This is a genomic window from Enterobacter sp. SGAir0187, assembly GCF_002952735.2.
Classification (GTDB): Bacteria; Pseudomonadota; Gammaproteobacteria; order Enterobacterales; family Enterobacteriaceae; genus Enterobacter; species Enterobacter quasiroggenkampii.
The window spans coordinates 2,157,747-2,176,580 of record NZ_CP025034.2 but is presented as its reverse complement, the minus strand read 5'-3'; the positions used below and the strand labels follow the sequence as shown (position 1 = coordinate 2,176,580).

General features: G+C 56.6%; 16 protein-coding genes and 1 tRNA gene. 15 read left to right on the top strand and 2 right to left on the bottom strand.

The window, feature by feature from the left end; translation table 11 throughout:
• Positions 1-33 precede the first annotated feature (33 nt).
• Positions 34-109: transfer RNA gene (locus CWR52_RS10395), tRNA-Gly, on the top strand.
• Between the two features lie 270 nt (positions 110-379).
• On the opposite strand, the gene queG is transcribed toward CWR52_RS10395, so the two are convergent.
• Complete coding sequence (gene queG, locus CWR52_RS10390) at positions 380-1,519, bottom strand: tRNA epoxyqueuosine(34) reductase QueG (protein ID WP_048027851.1); 1,140 nt, start codon at positions 1,517-1,519, stop codon at positions 380-382.
• Here queG and nnr point away from each other — a divergent pair.
• The 14 genes from nnr (at position 1,518) to rlmB (ending at position 17,292) form a co-directional block, all read left to right on the top strand.
• On the top strand, positions 1,518-3,041 hold the full coding sequence (gene nnr / locus CWR52_RS10385) for a bifunctional ADP-dependent NAD(P)H-hydrate dehydratase/NAD(P)H-hydrate epimerase (RefSeq protein WP_104949598.1): 1,524 nt from the start codon (positions 1,518-1,520) through the stop codon (positions 3,039-3,041). The genes queG and nnr overlap by 2 nt on opposite strands.
• On the top strand, positions 3,034-3,495 hold the full coding sequence (gene tsaE / locus CWR52_RS10380) for a tRNA (adenosine(37)-N6)-threonylcarbamoyltransferase complex ATPase subunit type 1 TsaE (RefSeq protein ID WP_013095283.1): 462 nt from the start codon (positions 3,034-3,036) through the stop codon (positions 3,493-3,495). Before nnr ends, tsaE begins: the two co-directional genes overlap by 8 nt.
• A 16-nt stretch (positions 3,496-3,511) precedes the next feature.
• Complete coding sequence (amiB, locus tag CWR52_RS10375) at positions 3,512-4,852, top strand: N-acetylmuramoyl-L-alanine amidase AmiB (protein ID WP_045907962.1); 1,341 nt, start codon at positions 3,512-3,514, stop codon at positions 4,850-4,852.
• Between the two features lie 9 nt (positions 4,853-4,861).
• The gene (gene mutL, locus CWR52_RS10370; protein WP_104949597.1) at positions 4,862-6,706 is read left to right on the top strand and encodes a DNA mismatch repair endonuclease MutL; all 1,845 of its coding nucleotides are present in this window, start codon (positions 4,862-4,864) and stop codon (positions 6,704-6,706) included.
• A complete protein-coding gene (gene miaA / locus CWR52_RS10365) occupies positions 6,699-7,649 on the top strand; it encodes a tRNA (adenosine(37)-N6)-dimethylallyltransferase MiaA (protein ID WP_045907964.1) in 951 nt (316 codons plus the stop codon). Before mutL ends, miaA begins: the two co-directional genes overlap by 8 nt.
• An 85-nt stretch (positions 7,650-7,734) precedes the next feature.
• Positions 7,735-8,046: an RNA chaperone Hfq gene (gene hfq / locus CWR52_RS10360; RefSeq protein ID WP_008502919.1), complete on the top strand. Its 312-nt coding sequence runs from the start codon at positions 7,735-7,737 to the stop codon at positions 8,044-8,046.
• 74 nt (positions 8,047-8,120) lie between these two features.
• Complete coding sequence (gene hflX, locus CWR52_RS10355; protein WP_023310136.1) at positions 8,121-9,401, top strand: ribosome rescue GTPase HflX; 1,281 nt, start codon at positions 8,121-8,123, stop codon at positions 9,399-9,401.
• A 56-nt stretch (positions 9,402-9,457) separates the two neighbouring features.
• Positions 9,458-10,717, top strand: coding sequence for an FtsH protease activity modulator HflK (gene hflK, locus CWR52_RS10350; RefSeq protein ID WP_045907965.1), 1,260 nt, complete (start codon positions 9,458-9,460; stop codon positions 10,715-10,717).
• Positions 10,718-10,719: 2 nt separating this feature from the next.
• Positions 10,720-11,724: a protease modulator HflC gene (gene hflC, locus CWR52_RS10345; protein ID WP_008502916.1), complete on the top strand. Its 1,005-nt coding sequence runs from the start codon at positions 10,720-10,722 to the stop codon at positions 11,722-11,724.
• Positions 11,725-11,795: 71 nt separating this feature from the next.
• Positions 11,796-11,993, top strand: a complete 198-nt coding sequence (locus tag CWR52_RS10340) for a DUF2065 domain-containing protein (protein WP_003855996.1) — start codon at positions 11,796-11,798, stop codon at positions 11,991-11,993.
• Positions 11,994-12,097: 104 nt separating this feature from the next.
• On the top strand, positions 12,098-13,396 hold the full coding sequence (locus CWR52_RS10335; protein WP_006178975.1) for an adenylosuccinate synthase: 1,299 nt from the start codon (positions 12,098-12,100) through the stop codon (positions 13,394-13,396).
• Between the two features lie 192 nt (positions 13,397-13,588).
• Entirely contained in the window at positions 13,589-14,014 is a 426-nt protein-coding gene (gene nsrR / locus CWR52_RS10330) for a nitric oxide-sensing transcriptional repressor NsrR (RefSeq protein WP_010427492.1), read from the top strand.
• A gap of 38 nt (positions 14,015-14,052) precedes the next feature.
• Positions 14,053-16,494, top strand: a complete 2,442-nt coding sequence (gene rnr / locus CWR52_RS10325) for a ribonuclease R (protein ID WP_048027861.1) — start codon at positions 14,053-14,055, stop codon at positions 16,492-16,494.
• 66 nt (positions 16,495-16,560) lie between these two features.
• Positions 16,561-17,292 (top strand): 23S rRNA (guanosine(2251)-2'-O)-methyltransferase RlmB, encoded by a 732-nt coding sequence (rlmB, locus tag CWR52_RS10320; protein ID WP_048225287.1) that lies wholly within the window; start codon positions 16,561-16,563, stop codon positions 17,290-17,292.
• Positions 17,293-17,367: 75 nt separating this feature from the next.
• Here rlmB and CWR52_RS10315 read toward each other — a convergent pair whose 3' ends face one another.
• Positions 17,368-18,642, bottom strand: a complete 1,275-nt coding sequence (locus CWR52_RS10315; protein ID WP_023326551.1) for an MFS transporter — start codon at positions 18,640-18,642, stop codon at positions 17,368-17,370.
• Positions 18,643-18,834 lie beyond the last annotated feature (192 nt).

Sequence of the window (18,834 nt, the reverse complement as noted above, 5' to 3'; positions counted from 1 at the left end):
TTTGAAAGTGCTTCCACAGCACGGACCACCCAAGCGGGAATAGCTCAGTTGGTAGAGCACGACCTTGCCAAGGTCGGGGTCGCGAGTTCGAGTCTCGTTTCCCGCTCCAAATTCTTCTTCATCTCTAAAATATCCACAGCGAAAAGTGTCGCTGGGGACGTTTTCTATTGTCTCTGAAATACTCTTGTGAACAGAGTTATCCACAGAAACTGCGCTTAACCGAAACAGGGTTAAAACTTAGCAGGGTGAATAATATCTTCATAACGTACTGTATTTAAAGTATAAAATTTGATTTCAAAATGTTATTGAGATCACTTGACCTCATCTCCAGCCCAGATGGCGCTTGAGTTTGTAATTTTATTCACAGGCTGTGAATAGTTCAGGCATCCCGCGGAAGCCCTTTTTCAATCACCCTTACCAGACGCTGTTTCTTCGGTAGCTGCACCTCGACCACGCAGGCATTACGCTTCTCTATTTGCTGCGCAATCGCCCATTCTATGTGTTCATCAAGAAGTGGGTGCTCACCTCGACGGCTTTCAAGCGCCCGAATATTGGCTTCATCCCATGGGGCATTCCCCAGCGCGACGGCGACATTTCGCAGCCAGCGCAGATGTCCGATACGGCGAATAGCCGAACCCTCCGTCACTTTCAGGAACCAGGCCTCGGACCAGGCGAACAGCTCAATGAGCGGCGGGGCATGGAGCGCCTTACGCGGGCTGAAATCCTCTTCGTCCGTAAGCTGCGAATAGCGGTTCCACGGGCAGATGAGCTGGCAATCGTCGCAGCCGTAGATGCGGTTGCCGATAAGCGGTCGGAATTCCTCTGGAATGGCCCCTTCCAGTTCGATAGTCAGGTAGGAGATACAGCGGCGCGCATCAACGGTGTAGGGCTCAACGATGGCGCCGGTGGGGCAGATGGTCATACAGGCCACGCAGCGGCCACAGCCTTCCTCTACCGGGCCGTCTACCGGCAGCGGTAAATCAATCAGCAGTTCACCGAGGAAGAAGAACGATCCGGCGTCGCGGCTAAGGATAAGTGAGTGCTTACCTGTCCAGCCAAGCCCGGCTTTTTCGGCGATCGGACGCTCAAGAATAGGCGCGGAATCGACAAAGGGTCTAAAATTCAGCGAAACACAGTGCTGCTGAATAGTTTCCCCGAGTTTTTTTAAACGGTTACGCAGAAGCTTATGGTAATCACGTCCCAGGGCGTACCGGCTAACGTAACCCAGCGAGGGGTCTTTTAGCGTGCGCGCAAAGGCCGCGTTGGCGGGCAGATAGTTCATGCGCACGCTGATGACGCGTAATGTGCCCGGTAAAAGCTCGTGTGGACGGGCGCGCATCATGCCATGACGCGCCATCCACTCCATTTCGCCGTGGTATTGTTTGTCCAGCCAGGCCTGTAGTTTCGGCTCGCTGGCGGAAAGGTCGGTATCGGTAATGCCCACCTTCTGGAAGCCAAGCTCAGCACCCCACTGTTTTATTTTTTGCGCTAATTCATTGAGATCGAGGGGCTGTGACATGACGGACCATACGGTGAAGAAAAACCCCGCAAGTATACCACATTCCATCTGGCATGCGGATGACCTCCGGCGCGCCGAAAAAGAGGCCGCAGACAGCCTCGGGATTACCCTGTATGAACTGATGCTGCGCGCAGGTGAGGCAGCGTTTGACGTAGCCCGAAGCACCTTCCCGCAGGCCGCTCACTGGCTGATTCTGTGCGGGCACGGCAACAACGGCGGTGACGGCTACGTCGTCGCCCGTCTCGCGGTCGCTGCAGGGATCCGCGTGACGTTGCTGGCTCTTGAAAGTGATAAACCGCTGCCGGAAGAGGCCAGCGCGGCGCGGGAGGCATGGCTGAACGCAGGTGGTGTGATTCATGCGCCTGATATCGTCTGGCCAGAGGATGTTGATCTGATTGTTGACGGGCTGCTGGGCACCGGGCTGCGCAGCGCGCCGCGCGAAAACGTTGCCGCACTCATTGAACACGCTAACAGACATTCCGCGCCGGTAGTCGCCCTGGATATTCCCTCTGGCCTGATGGCACAGACCGGCGCGACGCCGGGGGCGGTGATTCAGGCTGCCCATACGGTGACCTTCATCGCCCTGAAGCCAGGATTACTGACCGGCAAAGCGCGGGATGTCGTTGGCGTGTTGCACCACAGTGCGCTGGGACTCGAGAGCTGGCTCGCCGGGCAGGACATGCGCATCGCGCGTTTTGATGCATCGCAGCTTGCAGCGTGGCTCCCGCCGCGTCGGCCGACCGCCCATAAGGGCGATCACGGCAGGCTGGTCATTGTGGGCGGCGACCACGGTACGGCGGGTGCGATTCGCATGACCGGTGAAGCGGCTTTGCGCAGCGGCGCCGGATTAGTGCGAGTGCTCACTCGCATTGAGAATATTGCACCGATCGTCACCGCCCGACCGGAGCTGATGGTCCATGAACTTACGCCTCAGACGCTGGAGGAAAGCCTCGAATGGGCGGATGTGGTGGTGATCGGTCCTGGGCTTGGGCAGCAGGCGTGGGGTAAACAGGCCCTGCAAAAGGTCGAGAATTTTCGCAAACCGATGCTGTGGGATGCCGACGCGCTTAACCTTCTGGCAATAAACCCGGATAAGCGTCACAATCGCATTCTGACGCCACACCCCGGCGAAGCCGCGCGGCTGCTTAACTGCAGCGTGGCAGAAATTGAAAGCGATCGCTTACTTTCTGCTCAGCGTCTGGTAAAACGTTACGGAGGTGTTGCTGTTTTAAAAGGGGCAGGAACCGTTGTCGCCTGTGATGAGACGCAGGGCATTATTGATGCCGGAAATGCGGGCATGGCGAGCGGCGGCATGGGCGATGTGCTTTCCGGCATCATCGGCGCATTGCTTGGACAGAAACTTCCCCTTTATGATGCAGCCTGCGCGGGCTGCGTGGCTCACGGCGTTGCGGCGGATAAACTGGCTGCGCGTTACGGTACACGCGGTATGCTGGCCACCGATCTCTTTTGCACGCTGCGGCGTGTTGTTAACCCGGATGTGATTGACGTAGAAAATGACTAATCGAGCGATTCCTTTACCTGATGAACAAGCCACTTTAGAACTCGGCAAGCGCGTGGCGCAGGCCTGTCAGGGGGCAACCGTCATTTATCTGTATGGTGATTTAGGGGCGGGTAAAACCACCTTCAGCCGGGGTTTTTTGCAGGCGTTAGGGCATAACGGGAATGTGAAAAGCCCAACCTATACGCTGGTAGAACCGTACACCCTTGAAAATCTCATGGTGTACCACTTCGATTTATACCGCCTTGCGGATCCTGAGGAGCTGGAATTTATGGGGATCCGTGATTATTTTGCCAATGATGCCATCTGCCTGGTGGAGTGGCCGCAACAAGGTGCGGGTGTGCTGCCTGACCCGGATGTCGAAATTCACTTAGATTACCAGGCACAAGGGCGTGAGGCACGCATCAGTGCTGTTTCCTCATCAGGCAGTTCCTTACTGGCGCGACTGGCCGGTTAAGCGTAGGGATGACGGGATGATAAATCGCGTTAAAGGTTGGTTGTTGGCTGCCACCGTGCTGCTGTGTGCGCAGGCCGGGGCGGCAAACCTCTCAGATATTCAGGTATCGAACGGCGAAAGCCAGGCCCGGATCACGTTCAGCTTTATGGGCGATCCTGAGTATGCGTTTTCACAGCCAGACAGCCACAGCGTGGCGCTGGATATCAAACAGACAGGCGTGATCCAGGGACTCCCGCTGCAGTTCAGCGGCAACAACCTGGTGAAAAGTATCCGTTCGGGTACGCCGCAGGATAGCCAGTCGTTACGCCTGGTGGTCGATCTGACCGAAAAGGGCAAAACGAAGGCGGTGAAGCAGCAAAACGGGGCGAACTATACGGTTGTCTTTACCATCAATGCCGATGTCCCGCCACCGCCTCCACCGCCGCCGGTCGTTGCGAAACGCGTCGAAGAACCGGTGTATACGCCGCGTCCTGCTGAACCTGCGCGTAATCCGTTTAAATCGCAGAACGATCGCATCACTGCGGCAACCAGCAGCAATACGGTAACGCGTCCGGCAGCGAGTGCGCGCCGTGCAGCGGCCAGCGGTGACAAAGTGATTATTGCCATCGATGCGGGTCACGGTGGACAGGACCCGGGTGCGATTGGCCCAGGGGGAACGCAAGAGAAAAATGTCACCATCGCCATTGCCCGTAAGCTGCGTGCGCTGCTCAACGACGACCCTATGTTCAAAGGCGTGTTGACCCGCGACGGGGATTACTTCATTTCGGTGATGGGGCGGTCGGACGTCGCACGTAAGCAGAATGCGAACTTCCTGGTCTCCATCCACGCGGATGCTGCGCCAAACCGTAACGCGACCGGCGCCTCGGTATGGGTACTCTCGAACCGTCGCGCCAACAGCGAAATGGCCAACTGGCTGGAAGAGCATGAGAAGCAGTCCGAACTGTTGGGCGGCGCGGGCGATGTGCTGGCAAACAGCCAGTCAGACCCGTATCTCAGCCAGGCGGTGCTGGATTTACAATTCGGTCATTCTCAGCGCGTCGGGTATGATGTCGCCACTAACGTATTGAACCAGCTGCAAAGTATTGGCGTGCTGCATAAGCGTCGTCCTGAACATGCCAGCCTCGGCGTTCTGCGCTCGCCAGATATCCCGTCCATCCTCGTAGAGACGGGCTTTATCAGTAACAACGGCGAAGAGCGTCTGCTGGGAAGCGACAGCTATCAGCAGCAAATTGCCGAAGCGATTTATAACGGTCTGCGTAAATACTTTGATGCCCATCCGCTGCAGTCTGCGCCACAGAGTGGCGCAGGCCAGACGGCCAGCGCAGCGCTGCCGGGTGAGATGACCGCGACCAACTAAGGAGAATTCATGCCGATTCAGGTTCTGCCGCCGCAGCTTGCGAACCAAATCGCCGCCGGTGAGGTGGTGGAACGCCCTGCGTCGGTCGTGAAGGAGCTGGTGGAAAACAGCCTCGATGCGGGCGCGACCCGTATTGATATTGATATCGAGCGCGGTGGCGCGAAGCTTATCCGCATTCGCGATAACGGCTGTGGCATAAAAAAAGAGGAGCTGGCGCTGGCGCTGGCCCGTCACGCCACCAGTAAAATTGCCTCTCTGGATGACCTGGAAGCGATTATTAGCCTCGGCTTTCGCGGTGAAGCGCTGGCGAGTATCAGTTCGGTTTCGCGCTTAACGCTGACCTCCCGTACCGCCGAACAGCAGGAAGCCTGGCAGGCTTACGCCGAAGGGCGCGATATGGACGTGACGGTGAAACCCGCAGCGCACCCTGTCGGCACGACGCTAGAAGTATTAGATCTCTTCTACAACACCCCCGCCCGACGCAAGTTTATGCGAACTGAGAAGACCGAGTTCGGCCATATCGACGAGATCATCCGGCGTATCGCACTGGCGCGATTCGATGTCACCATCAACCTCAGCCACAACGGCAAGGTGATGCGCCAGTATCGCGCGGTGGCAGAAGGTGGACAGAAAGAGCGCCGTTTGGGGGCGATCTGCGGTACGCCGTTCCTTGAACAGGCCCTGGCCATTGAGTGGCAGCACGGCGATCTGGCGCTGCGCGGCTGGGTTGCCGATCCAAACGCGAGCAGTGCTGCGTTTGCGGAGATCCAGTATTGCTACGTCAACGGCCGCATGATGCGCGACCGTCTCATCAATCACGCCATTCGCCAGGCCTGCGAAGACAAGCTCGGGGCCGATCAGCAGCCTGCTTTCGTGCTTTATCTGGACATCGACCCGCATCAAGTGGATGTGAACGTTCATCCTGCCAAGCACGAAGTACGGTTCCACCAGTCGCGACTGGTGCATGATTTTATCTATCAGGGCGTGCTGAGCGTGCTGCAGCAGCAGGTTGAAACGTCGTTGCCGCTGGAACACGCAGAACCGGCGCCACGCCCAATCCCGGAAAACCGCGTCGCGGCGGGCCGCAACCATTTTGCGGAGCCCGCCGTCGCGCGTGAACCGGAAGCGCCGCGCTTTTCCTCCGCCGGGGGCGCACCGCGTCCAACGGGTGCCAATTACCCGAATGTCCAGCCCGGCTATCAAAAGCAGCAGGGCGCGTTGTACCGCAAACTGCTGGAAACGCCGGCCGTGGAGCGTCAAACATCCATTCCGGCGCCTCAGCCTTCTCTGGACGGCCACAGCCAGAGTTTTGGTCGTGTGCTGACGATCATCGCGCCGGATATGGCGTTGCTGGAGCGTGACGGTAAATTGATGCTTCTGGCACTGCCGGTGGCCGAACGCTGGCTTAAGCAGGTGCAACTCACGCCGGGCGAAAATGCCGCCTGTGCGCAGCCGTTGCTAATTCCGGTTCGCCTGAAAATATCCCCTGATGAAACAAGGGTATTGCAGCGCGCCGAGGCGCAGCTGGCGCAGATGGGGATTGAAACTGTGCTCGAACCGCAACATGTGACAATTCGTGCAGTGCCTTTACCCTTACGCCAACAAAATTTACAAAACTTGATTCCTGAACTGATAGGCTACCTGGCGCAGCAAACAGCGTTTGATGCCGCTAACACCGCGCAGTGGATCGCCCGTCATCTGGCAAGCGAACACACGCCGTGGAGTATGGCACAGGCCATTAGCGTGCTGGCGGAGGTGGAACGCCTCTGTCCGCATCTGGTGAAAACGCCGCCGGGTGGATTATTACAACCTGTTGATTTACAAACGGCGATGAACGCCCTGAAACATGATTGATGTAAGTAAGGCGAGCCTGCCTAAGGCAATTTTTTTAATGGGCCCAACGGCCTCCGGCAAAACGGCGCTCGCCATTGAGTTGCGTAAAGTTTTGCCTGTAGAGTTGATTAGCGTCGACTCCGCCCTCATTTATCGGGGGATGGACATCGGCACGGCGAAGCCTGGCGCAGAAGAGCTGCGTGCGGCGCCGCACCGTTTGCTGGATATACTCGACCCGGCTCAGGCTTACTCCGCAGCGGATTTTCGCCGGGATGCTTTAGCCGAGATGGCCGAGATAACGGCGGCGGGGCGTATACCGCTGTTGGTTGGCGGAACCATGCTCTACTTCAAGGCGCTGCTGGAGGGGTTATCACCTCTGCCATCCGCGGACCCGGAAGTAAGAGCGAAAATTGAGCAGCAGGCGGCAGAGCAGGGTTGGGACGTTTTGCATCAGCAACTGGCGGAGATTGATCCGGTTGCCGCAGCACGGATCCATCCAAATGATCCGCAAAGGCTTTCCCGGGCACTGGAAGTTTTTTTCATTTCGGGTAAAACTTTAACGGAACTGACGCAAACGTCAGGAGACGCTCTGCCGTATCAGGTGCATCAGTTCGCCATCGCCCCGGCGAGCCGTGAACTGCTCCATCAGCGAATTGAGCAGCGTTTTCATCAGATGTTAGCTTCAGATTTTGAAGCAGAAGTGCGGGCGTTATTTGCCCGTGGAGATTTGCATACGGACATGCCTTCCATTCGTTGTGTGGGATACCGCCAGATGTGGTCATATCTTGAAGGTGAGATTTCATACGATGAAATGGTTTATCGAGGTGTTTGCGCCACGAGACAGTTAGCGAAGCGCCAGATCACCTGGTTGCGCGGTTGGGAAGGGGTTCACTGGTTAGACAGTGAAAAACCACAACAGGCGTTAAACGACGTGATTGAGGTTGTTGGTGATATCGCTCACTGAATGTGTACAATTGAGACGTATCGTGCGCAATTTTTCAGAATCGCAAGGTTCTAAGTACAAAACAAGCATATAAGGAAAAGATAGAATGGCTAAGGGGCAATCTTTACAAGATCCGTTCCTGAACGCATTGCGTCGGGAACGTGTTCCAGTTTCTATTTATTTGGTGAATGGTATTAAGCTGCAAGGTCAGATTGAGTCTTTCGATCAGTTCGTGATTCTGTTGAAAAACACAGTCAGTCAGATGGTCTACAAGCACGCTATTTCTACTGTTGTTCCGTCCCGTCCGGTATCTCATCACAGCAATAACGCTGGCGGCGGCACAGGGAGTAACTACCATCATGGCAGCAACGCGCAGGGTTCTTCAACGCCAGCGCAGGACAGCGACGAGACCGAATAAGGTTTCGCACTGTTATCCACACGGGGAGCCAGGGATCCTGCGTTCCCCGCTGATCTTTTTAGAGAGGTTTACGCTTGTTTGACCGTTATGATGCCGGTGAGCAGGCGGTGCTGGTACACATCTATTTTTCGCAAGACAAAGATATGGAAGACCTCCAGGAGTTTGAATCTCTGGTCTCTTCCGCCGGTGTCGAAGCAATGCAGGTGATTACCGGTAGCCGTAAAGCGCCGCACCCAAAGTATTTTGTTGGTGAAGGTAAAGCAGTCGAAATTGCGGATGCCGTAAAAGCAACCGGCGCGTCAGTCGTGTTGTTTGATCATGCGCTGTCTCCAGCCCAGGAGCGCAACCTGGAAGCTCTCTGCGAATGCCGTGTTATCGATCGCACGGGATTGATTTTAGACATTTTTGCTCAGCGTGCACGTACCCACGAAGGGAAACTGCAGGTTGAGCTGGCGCAGCTACGCCATCTGGCAACGCGTCTGGTGCGTGGCTGGACCCACCTTGAAAGACAAAAAGGCGGGATTGGTTTGCGCGGCCCGGGTGAAACCCAGCTCGAAACCGACCGTCGTTTGCTGCGTGGCCGAATTACCCAGATCCTCTCACGTCTGGAAAGGGTTGAGAAACAGCGTGAGCAGGGGCGCCGGGCACGAACCAAAGCCGACATCCCGACGGTGTCGCTGGTGGGGTATACCAACGCCGGTAAATCCACCCTGTTTAACCAGATAACCGAGGCCCAGGTGTATGCCGCAGACCAGCTGTTTGCGACCCTGGACCCTACGCTGCGCCGTATTGACGTCGCGGACGTCGGTGAAACGGTGCTGGCGGATACCGTAGGGTTTATCCGTCACCTGCCGCATGACCTGGTGGCGGCATTCAAGGCCACCCTGCAGGAGACGCGACAGGCGACGCTGCTGCTGCACGTGATTGATGCGGCAGACGTGCGCGTGCAGGAGAACATCGACGCGGTAAACGTGGTGCTCGAAGAGATCGACGCCCACGAAATTCCCACGCTGTTGGTCATGAACAAGATCGATATGCTGGACGATTTCGAACCGCGTATCGACAGAGATGAAGAGAACAAACCGATTCGGGTCTGGCTTTCTGCCCAGACCGGTATTGGTGTGCCACTGCTTTTCCAGGCTTTGACAGAACGTCTTTCCGGTGAGGTAGCTCAGCACACGCTGCGACTGCCGCCACAGGAAGGCAGGCTGCGCAGCCGGTTTTATCAGCTTCAGGCGATAGAAAAAGAGTGGATGGAGGATGACGGCAGCGTGGGGATGCAGGTGCGTATGCCGATCGTTGACTGGCGTCGCCTCTGTAAACAAGAACCTGCGCTGGTCGACTATATCGTCTGATCAGAAAGGGGATGCCTGAATAATTCGCCCTTGCATAACAAATATGGAGCATATACATGGCGTGGAATCAGCCCGGTAATAACGGACAGGACCGCGACCCGTGGGGAAGCAGCAATAATCAAGGCGGCAACTCTGGGGGAAATGGCAACAAAGGTGGTCGCGAGCAGGGGCCGCCGGATCTGGATGATATTTTCCGCAAGCTGAGCAAAAAGCTTGGTGGTCTTGGCGGAGGTAAAGGTTCTGGCTCAGGTGGAAATTCCACCCAGGGGCCGCGCCCGCAAATGGGTGGCCGCGTAGTGGGCATTGTTGCCGCTGCAGTGGTAATCATCTGGGCTGCTACCGGGTTCTACACCATTAAAGAAGCGGAACGCGGTGTGGTGACCCGCTTCGGTAAATTCAGCCATCTGGTTGAGCCGGGCCTGAACTGGAAACCGACCTTCATTGACGACGTGACTGCGGTCAACGTGGAATCCGTCCGTGAACTGGCCGCCTCCGGCGTGATGCTGACCTCTGACGAAAACGTCGTGCGCGTTGAGATGAACGTGCAGTACCGCGTAACCGATCCTGAGCGTTATCTGTTTAGCGTGACCAGCGCCGATGACAGCCTGCGTCAGGCGACCGACAGCGCCCTGCGTGGCGTGATCGGTAAATACACCATGGACCGCATTCTGACCGAAGGTCGTACCGTTATTCGTAGCGATACCCAGCGTGAGCTGGAAGAGACCATTCGTCCGTATAACATGGGTATTACCCTGCTGGACGTCAACTTCCAGGCTGCCCGTCCGCCGGAAGAGGTAAAAGCGGCCTTTGACGATGCGATTGCTGCACGTGAAAACGAACAGCAGTACATCCGTGAAGCAGAAGCGTATACCAACGAAGTTCAGCCGCGTGCTAACGGTCAGGCGCAGCGTATTCTGGAAGAAGCGCGTGCGTATAAGACCCAGACCATCCTGGAAGCACAGGGTGAAGTGGCTCGCTTTGCGAAGATCCTGCCGGAATATAAAGCGGCGCCGGAAATTACCCGTGAGCGTCTCTATATCGAGACCATGGAAAAAGTGCTGAGCCACACCCGCAAAGTGTTGGTTAACGACAGTAAAGGCGGAAACCTGATGGTGCTGCCGCTGGATCAGATGCTGAAAGGCGGTTCTGCTCCGGCAGCAAAAGATAACAGCGGTGCGAACAACCTGCTGCGTCTGCCGCCATCCTCAACGGGCAGCGCCAGCACGAACACAACGCCTTCTTCGAACGATGGTGACATTATGGACCAACGCCGTGCTAACGCGCAGCGTAACGACTACCAGCGTCAGGGGGAATAAGGATGCGTAAGTCAGTTATTGCGATCATCGTCATCGTACTGGTCGTGCTTTATACCTCGATCTTTGTGGTGAAAGAGGGCGAGCGTGGGATCAAGTTCCAGTTCAGCAGCGTCGTGCGTGATGGCGACAAACGTCCGGTCATTTACGAACCGGGCCTGCACTTCAAGGTGCCGTTCATTCAGTCTGTGAAAACGCTGGATGCGCGTATCCAGACCATGGATAACCAGGCTGACCGTTTCGTGACCAAAGAGAAGAAAGACCTGATCGTTGATTCCTATATCAAATGGCGCATCAGTGATTTCAGCCGTTACTTCCTGGCAACGGGCGGCGGTGACGTTTCTCAGGCGGAAGTGCTGCTGAAACGTAAGTTCTCTGACCGTCTTCGTTCCGAGATTGGTCGTCTGGATGTGAAAGACATCGTGACCGACTCCCGTGGGCGTCTGACCCTGGAAGTTCGCGATGCGCTGAACTCCGGCACCGCGGGCACGGAAGATGAAGTTTCAACGCCAGCAGCTGACGATGCAATTGCCAAAGCGGCTGAACGCGTTCAGGCAGAAACCAACGGTAAAGTGCCGGTGATCAACCCGAACAGTATGGCTGCGCTGGGTATCGAAGTGGTGGACGTGCGTATCAAGCAGATCAACCTGCCGGTGGAAGTGTCCGAGGCGATTTACAACCGTATGCGCGCCGAGCGTGAAGCGGTCGCCCGTCGTCACCGTTCACAGGGCCAGGAAGAGGCGGAGAAACTGCGTGCTGCTGCGGACTACGAAGTGGCCAAGACGCTGGCGGAATCTGAGCGCCAGGGCCGTATCCTGCGCGGTGAAGGTGATGCGGAAGCCGCGAAACTCTTTGCTGATGCCTTCAGCCAGGATCCTGACTTCTATGCCTTTATCCGTAGCCTGCGTGCTTACGAGAATAGCTTCCAGAGCAACCAGGATGTGATGGTGCTCAGCCCGGACAGCGATTTCTTCCGTTATATGAAGACGCCGACTAACGCAACGCGATAAACTCAGGCTCGTTTGAGTATTCAAACCACCGCTCCCCACGGAGCGGTGGTTTTCTTTTATAAGGAACAAAAATGAATTCAACGATCTGGCTCGCGCTGGCCCTGGTCCTGGTGCTGGAAGGTCTGGGACCGATGCTCTATCCACGCGCCTGGCGTCGAATGATCGCCACGATGAGCCAACTGCCGGATAATATTTTACGTCGTTTTGGCGGCGGTCTTGTGGTTGCTGGCATCGTGATCTACTACATGTTGAGGAAAACGATTGGCTGATCAAAAACTAGCCGCAATTGGCGTATTTTGAGGTCAAAAAGTGCTGTATATCTGAAAAAGCGATGGTAGAATCCATTTTTAAGCAAACGGTGATTTTGAAAAAAATGGGTAACAACGTCGTCGTACTGGGCACCCAATGGGGTGACGAAGGTAAAGGGAAGATTGTTGATCTTCTGACTGAACGGGCTAAATATGTTGTGCGCTACCAGGGTGGTCACAACGCAGGCCATACTCTCGTAATCAACGGTGAAAAAACCGTCCTCCATCTTATTCCATCAGGCATTCTTCGCGAAAACGTCACCAGCATCATCGGTAACGGCGTTGTGCTGTCTCCAGCGGCGCTGATGAAAGAGATGAAAGGTCTGGAAGACCGTGGTATCCCTGTTCGTGAGCGTCTGCTGCTCTCCGAAGCCTGCCCGCTGATCCTGGATTATCACGTGGCGCTGGACGTTGCGCGTGAAAAAGCGCGTGGCGCGAAAGCGATCGGCACCACCGGTCGTGGTATCGGCCCGGCTTACGAAGATAAAGTTGCACGTCGCGGTCTGCGCGTGGGCGACCTCTTCGACAAAGCGACCTTCGCTGAAAAACTGAAAGAAGTGATGGAATATCACAACTTCCAGTTGGTGAACTTCTACAAAGCTGACGCTGTTGACTACCAGAAAGTGCTGGATGACGTCATGGCGATTGCAGATATTCTGACCGGTATGGTTGTTGATGTATCCGATCTGCTGGACCAGGCGCGCAAGCGTGGCGATTTCGTCATGTTCGAAGGTGCGCAGGGTACGCTGCTGGACATCGACCACGGTACCTATCCGTACGTCACCTCCTCTAACACCACTGCGGGTGGCGTGGCGACCGGCTCTGGCCTGGGTCCACGTTATGTGGATTACGTTCTGGGTATCATCAAAGCGTACTCCACTCGCGTGGGTGCAGGTCCATTCCCGACCGAACTGTTTGATGAAACCGGCGAGTTCCTGTGCAAGCAGGGTAACGAGTTTGGCGCGACCACCGGTCGTCGTCGTCGTACCGGCTGGCTGGATGCGGTTGCCGTGCGTCGTGCAGTGCAGATCAACTCCCTGTCTGGCTTCTGCCTGACCAAGCTGGACGTACTGGACGGCCTGAAAGAAGTGAAAATCTGCGTAGGCTACCGTATGCCAGATGGCCGCGAAGTGACCACCACTCCGCTGGCTGCTGACGACTGGGAAGGCATTGAGCCAATCTACGAAACCATGCCGGGCTGGTCTGAGACCACTTTCGGTGTGAAAGAGCGTAGCGGCCTGCCGCAGGCGGCGCTGGATTACATCAAGCGTATTGAAGAACTGACCGAAGTGCCGATCGATATTATTTCTACCGGCCCGGATCGTACTGAAACGATGATCCTGCGCGACCCGTTCGACGCATAATCTTCGTGACTGCTGGCCTGCGGGGAGACCCGTAGGCCGGATAAGCGTAGCGCCATCCGGCGACCGCTCCTGGATCTCCGCTTTTTCGCCCCGTCTGTCAAATAAATTAGCCGCTAACTATCTGGCTGGTTTATCATCATTAATGAATATCTCTGCGGTTTGTCCGCGATTTCCCTTTTTCCTGAGGTTGATGTGCAGTTAACAAGTTTCACCGATTACGGCTTACGCGCGCTGATCTACATGGCGTCGTTACCCGATGGGAAAATGACCAGTATCTCTGAAGTTACAGAGGTCTACGGCGTATCCCGTAATCATATGGTCAAAATAATCAATCAACTTAGTCGTGCCGGATACGTTGCTGCCGTCCGCGGGAAGAATGGTGGGATCCGTCTTGGTAAACCGGCACAGAGTATTCGTGTTGGCGATGTGGTACGTGAACTGGAGCCGCTCTCTCTGGTGAACTGCAGCAGCGAGTTCTGCCACATCACGCCCGCTTGCCGCCTGAAACAGGCGCTTTCTAAGGCCGTGCAAAGTTTTCTCATGGAACTGGATAACTACACGCTGGCCGATTTGGTTGAAGAGAATCAACCGCTTTATAAATTATTGCTGGTGGAATGAAGAAAATTTCCACCGGAGCTGACAACGGAGGAACCGACATGTCACACGATCCTTTCCAGGAACGCGAAGCCGAAAAATACGCGAATCCTATCCCCAGCCGCGAGTTCATCATTGAACACTTAACAAAACGCGAAAAACCCGCCAATCGTGAAGAACTTGCCGTTGAATTAAATATTGAAGGTGAAGAGCAAATTGAAGCCCTTCGCCGCCGCCTGCGCGCGATGGAGCGTGACGGGCAACTGGTCTTTACCCGCCGCCAGTGCTACGCGCTGCCGGAACGCCTCGATCTGCTGAAAGGGACCGTCATTGGTCACCGCGATGGCTTTGGCTTCCTGCGCGTGGAAGGCCGTAAGGACGACCTTTACCTCTCATCCGAACAGATGAAAATGTGCATCCACGGCGACCAAATTCTGGCGCAGCCGCTGGGCGCCGACCGTAAAGGCCGCCGCGAAGCGCGCGTCGTGCGCGTTCTGGTGCCAAAAACCAGCCAGATTGTCGGCCGCTACTTTACCGACGCGGGCGTGGGGTTCGTGGTGCCTGACGACAGCCGTCTGAGCTTCGACATCCTGATCCCACCTGAAGAGGTGATGGGCGCCCGCATGGGCTTTGTGGTGGTAGTGGAACTCACCCAGCGCCCAACCCGTCGCACCAAAGCGGTAGGTAAAATCGTCGAAGTGCTGGGCGATAACATGGGCACCGGCATGGCCGTTGATATGGCGCTGCGCACCCACGAAATTCCGTACATCTGGCCGAAAGCGGTTGAAGAGCAGATCGAAAGCCTGCGTGAAGAAGTGCCGGAAGAATCCAAAGTGGGCCGCGTGGATCTCCGCTCCCTGCCGCTGGTCACGATCGACGGTGAAGACGCTCGCGACTTTGATGACGCCGTCTACTGCGAGAAAAAACGCGGTGGCGGCTGGCGTCTGTGGGTAGCGATTGCAGACGTAAGCTACTATGTTCGTCCGCATACCCCGCTGGATAACGAAGCGCGCAGCCGCGGTACCTCGGTCTACTTCCCGTCGCAGGTTGTACCGATGCTGCCGGAAGTGCTCTCTAACGGTCTGTGCTCCCTGAACCCGCAGGTTGACCGCCTCTGTATGGTGTGTGAGATGACCATCTCCAACAAAGGGCGCTTAACCGGTTACAAGTTCTACGAAGCGGTGATGAGCTCGCATGCGCGTCTGACCTATACCAAGGTCTGGCATATGCTGCAGGGCGACCAGGATCTGCGCGAACAGTACGCGCCGCTGGTCAAACACATCGAAGAGCTGCATAACCTCTACAAAACGCTGGATCAGGCGCGCGAAGAGCGCGGCGGGATCTCGTTTGAGAGCGAAGAGGCGAAGTTTATCTTCAACGCCGAGCGCCGCATTGAGCGGATCGAACAGACCCAGCGTAACGATGCGCACAAGCTGATCGAAGAGTGTATGATTCTGGCGAACATCTCGGCGGCACGCTTCGTTGAGAAAGCCAAAGAACCGGCGCTGTTCCGTATTCACGATAAACCGTCGACGGAAGCCATCACCGCGTTCCGCTCCGTGCTGGCCGAACTGGGCCTGGAGCTGCCGGGCGGCAACAAGCCAGAGCCGCGCGATTACGCCGAGCTGCTGGAATCCATTAGCGATCGTCCTGATGCAGAAATGCTGCAGACGATGCTGCTGCGCTCAATGAAGCAGGCGATTTACGATCCGGAAAACCGCGGTCACTTCGGCCTTGCGCTGCAGTCTTACGCCCACTTTACGTCGCCGATCCGTCGTTATCCTGACCTCTCTCTGCACCGTGCAATCAAGTATCTGCTGGCGCAGGAGCAGGGACATAAAGGGAACACCACCGAAACCGGTGGCTACCACTATTCGATGGAAGAGATGCTGCAGCTGGGTCAGCACTGCTCCATGACCGAACGCCGTGCCGATGAGGCCACCCGCGACGTGGCGGACTGGCTGAAGTGTGACTTTATGCTGGACCAGGTAGGTAACGTCTTTAAAGGCGTGATTGCCAGCGTGACCGGCTTTGGTTTCTTCGTTCGTCTGGACGAGCTGTTTATCGACGGTCTGGTGCACGTCTCCAGTCTGGACAACGACTACTACCGCTTCGACCAGGTCGGTCAGCGCCTGATTGGCGAGTCTGGCGGCCAGACCTATCGTCTGGGCGACCGCGTGGAAGTGAAGGTTGAGGCCGTGAATATGGACGACCGTAAAATCGACTTCAGCCTGATCTCCAGCGAGCGCGCCCCGCGTAACGTCGGTAAAACCGAGCGCGAAAGAGCGAAAAAAGGCGGAAACGGCAAAACGAGCGGCAAGCGCCGTCAGGCCGGTAAGAAGGTGAACTTCGAGCCGGACAGCGCGTTCCGCGGCGAGAAGAAGCAGAAGCCGAAGGCGGCGAAGAAAGAAGCCCGTTCAGCGAAGAAACCTTCCGCGAAGACACAGAAAATAGCGGCCGCCACCAAAGCGAAGCGCGCGGCTAAGAAAAAGCAGGCGGAGTAAATTCTCCCCTCACCCTAACCCTCTCCCCAACCGGGAGAGGGGAAATACTTATTACGAGAACCATCAATGAGTGAAATGATTTACGGCATCCACGCGGTGCAGGCCCTTCTCGAGCGCGCACCGGAGCGTTTTCAGGAAGTGTTTATTCTGAAAGGGCGTGAAGACAAACGTCTGATGCCGCTGATCCACGCTCTGGAAGCGCAGGGCGTGGTGATCCAGCTGGCGAACCGCCAGTTCCTGGATGAAAAAAGTGACGGGGCGGTGCACCAGGGCATTATTGCCCGCGTGAAGCCGGGCCGTCAGTATCAGGAGAACGATCTGCCGGATCTGATCGCTGGGCTGGAGAATCCATTCTTCCTGATCCTCGATGGTGTTACCGATCCGCATAACCTCGGCGCGTGTCTGCGCAGCGCGGATGCGGCGGGCGTGCATGCGGTGATCGTGCCGAAAGATCGCTCCGCGCAGCTGAACGCGACGGCGAAGAAAGTGGCCTGCGGCGCGGCGGAAAACGTTCCGCTGATCCGCGTGACCAACCTGGCGCGCACCATGCGTCTGCTGCAGGAAGAGAACATCTGGATCGTCGGTACTGCCGGTGAAGCGGACCATACTCTGTACCAGAGCAAAATGACCGGCCGCCTGGCGCTGGTGATGGGTGCGGAAGGCGAAGGCATGCGTCGTCTGACCCGCGAGCACTGCGACGAGCTGATCAGCATCCCGATGGCGGGCAGCGTGTCCTCCCTGAACGTGTCTGTTGCGACGGGCATCTGCCTGTTTGAAGCGGTGCGTCAGCGTAGCTGATTTTCGCCCGGTGGCGCTTCGCTTACAGGGCCTACGGTTTTGTAGGCCGGGTAAGCGCCACCCGGCAAAACAACCTCACTCCTCTAACGACCGCAAATGGTCATCCTTCCTCAGTGTCATCAGCGCGAAAATACTCACCACCGCCGTTGCCATCACGTAGTACGCCGGAATATCGAGGTTGCCCGTCTGCTTAATCAGCCCGGTTATGATTAACCCTGCGCATCCCGAGAAAATCGCGTTCGATAACGAGTAGGCCAGCCCCAGCCCCGTATAGCGCACGCGGGTCGGGAACATCTCAGAGAGCATCGCCGGGCCCGGCCCTGCCAGCATGCCCACCAGACCGCCCGCAATCAGTACCACTATCGCTTTCACCGCCAGCGTGCTGGACTCCGCCTGCAGAAGTTTCAGCAGCGGCAGGGCGAGGATCAGAAGCAGCGCGGTGGCGATAATCATGACCGTGCGACGCCCGATCCTATCGCTCAGGATCCCCGACGGAATGATGGTCAGCGCAAACCCAACGTTCGAAATCACCGCGATCAGCAGCGCCTGGTTAAACCCGGTGTGCAGCGCCGACTGCAGATAGGTCGGCATAATCACCAGGTAGGTATACCCCGCCGCAGACCAGACCATCACGCGGCCAATCCCCATCACGATGGCCCTGAGCGTGGCGGCAATGTCCGCCTGAGCGACAGCCGGTTTGTCCTGCTGCTGCACAAAGCTGGGTGTTTCCTCCATGCTGACGCGAAGCCACAGCGCAACAGCGCCCATGGGCAGCGCCAGGAAGAAAGGAATACGCCAGCCCCAGTCGTGCAGGGCCTCAGGCGTGAGGAGGGCAGAGAGCAGCGCCACGATGCCTGCACCCGCTAACAGCCCCAGCGCTACGGTAAAGGATTGCCACGCGCCATAGAGCCCGCGCTTGCCGCGCGGAGCAAACTCCGTCATCAGCGAGACCGCACCGCCGTACTCACCCCCCGCGAACAGCCCCTGCAGGATGCGCAGCAGCGTAACGATCAGCGGTGCGGCAATCCCGATGCTGGCGTAGACCGGCACAATGCCGATGGCGGCGGTAGCGAGCGTCATCAGCACCAGCACAATAATGAGCGTCGGCTTACGGCCAATTCGGTCGCCGATGCGTCCAAACACCACCGCACCCAGCGGACGGAAGAAGAAGGCGATGGCGAATGAGGCGTAGGTGAGGATCAGGCTGGTAAGCCCCGCTTCTCCTTCAAGCTGGAAGAAGTTCTTCGCAATGACGGTCGCCAGAAAACCATAGACCGCAAACTCATACCACTCGATAAAGTTACCAATGGAGCCGGCAATTAATGCTCGCTTGTGCGCATCCGGTTGCATAACGATCCTCACTGAAAGGGTAAGAATAAATTATTCAACAAAAGCGGAGTCATGAAATAGTTTATTCTTATATTCTGTGAGCTATTTCACGAATGATATCAGCGGGATCGTGAACGTGTGACTCCCCTCCCATGCAGCGTATGCGCGGTCTGTCCATACTTATCGTCATTGCCACTGAAGGAGGAAGACAGT

Coding starts and splice junctions, on each gene's coding strand:
- nnr (WP_104949598.1), top strand. CDS start 1,518: ATGACGGACCATACGGTGAAGAAAAACCCCGCAAGTATACCACATTCC.
- queG (WP_048027851.1), bottom strand. CDS start 1,519: ATGTCACAGCCCCTCGATCTCAATGAATTAGCGCAAAAAATAAAACAG.
- tsaE (WP_013095283.1), top strand. CDS start 3,034: ATGACTAATCGAGCGATTCCTTTACCTGATGAACAAGCCACTTTAGAA.
- amiB (WP_045907962.1), top strand. CDS start 3,512: ATGATAAATCGCGTTAAAGGTTGGTTGTTGGCTGCCACCGTGCTGCTG.
- mutL (WP_104949597.1), top strand. CDS start 4,862: ATGCCGATTCAGGTTCTGCCGCCGCAGCTTGCGAACCAAATCGCCGCC.
- miaA (WP_045907964.1), top strand. CDS start 6,699: ATGATTGATGTAAGTAAGGCGAGCCTGCCTAAGGCAATTTTTTTAATG.
- hfq (WP_008502919.1), top strand. CDS start 7,735: ATGGCTAAGGGGCAATCTTTACAAGATCCGTTCCTGAACGCATTGCGT.
- hflK (WP_045907965.1), top strand. CDS start 9,458: ATGGCGTGGAATCAGCCCGGTAATAACGGACAGGACCGCGACCCGTGG.
- hflC (WP_008502916.1), top strand. CDS start 10,720: ATGCGTAAGTCAGTTATTGCGATCATCGTCATCGTACTGGTCGTGCTT.
- CWR52_RS10340 (WP_003855996.1), top strand. CDS start 11,796: ATGAATTCAACGATCTGGCTCGCGCTGGCCCTGGTCCTGGTGCTGGAA.
- CWR52_RS10335 (WP_006178975.1), top strand. CDS start 12,098: ATGGGTAACAACGTCGTCGTACTGGGCACCCAATGGGGTGACGAAGGT.
- rnr (WP_048027861.1), top strand. CDS start 14,053: ATGTCACACGATCCTTTCCAGGAACGCGAAGCCGAAAAATACGCGAAT.
- rlmB (WP_048225287.1), top strand. CDS start 16,561: ATGAGTGAAATGATTTACGGCATCCACGCGGTGCAGGCCCTTCTCGAG.
- CWR52_RS10315 (WP_023326551.1), bottom strand. CDS start 18,642: ATGCAACCGGATGCGCACAAGCGAGCATTAATTGCCGGCTCCATTGGT.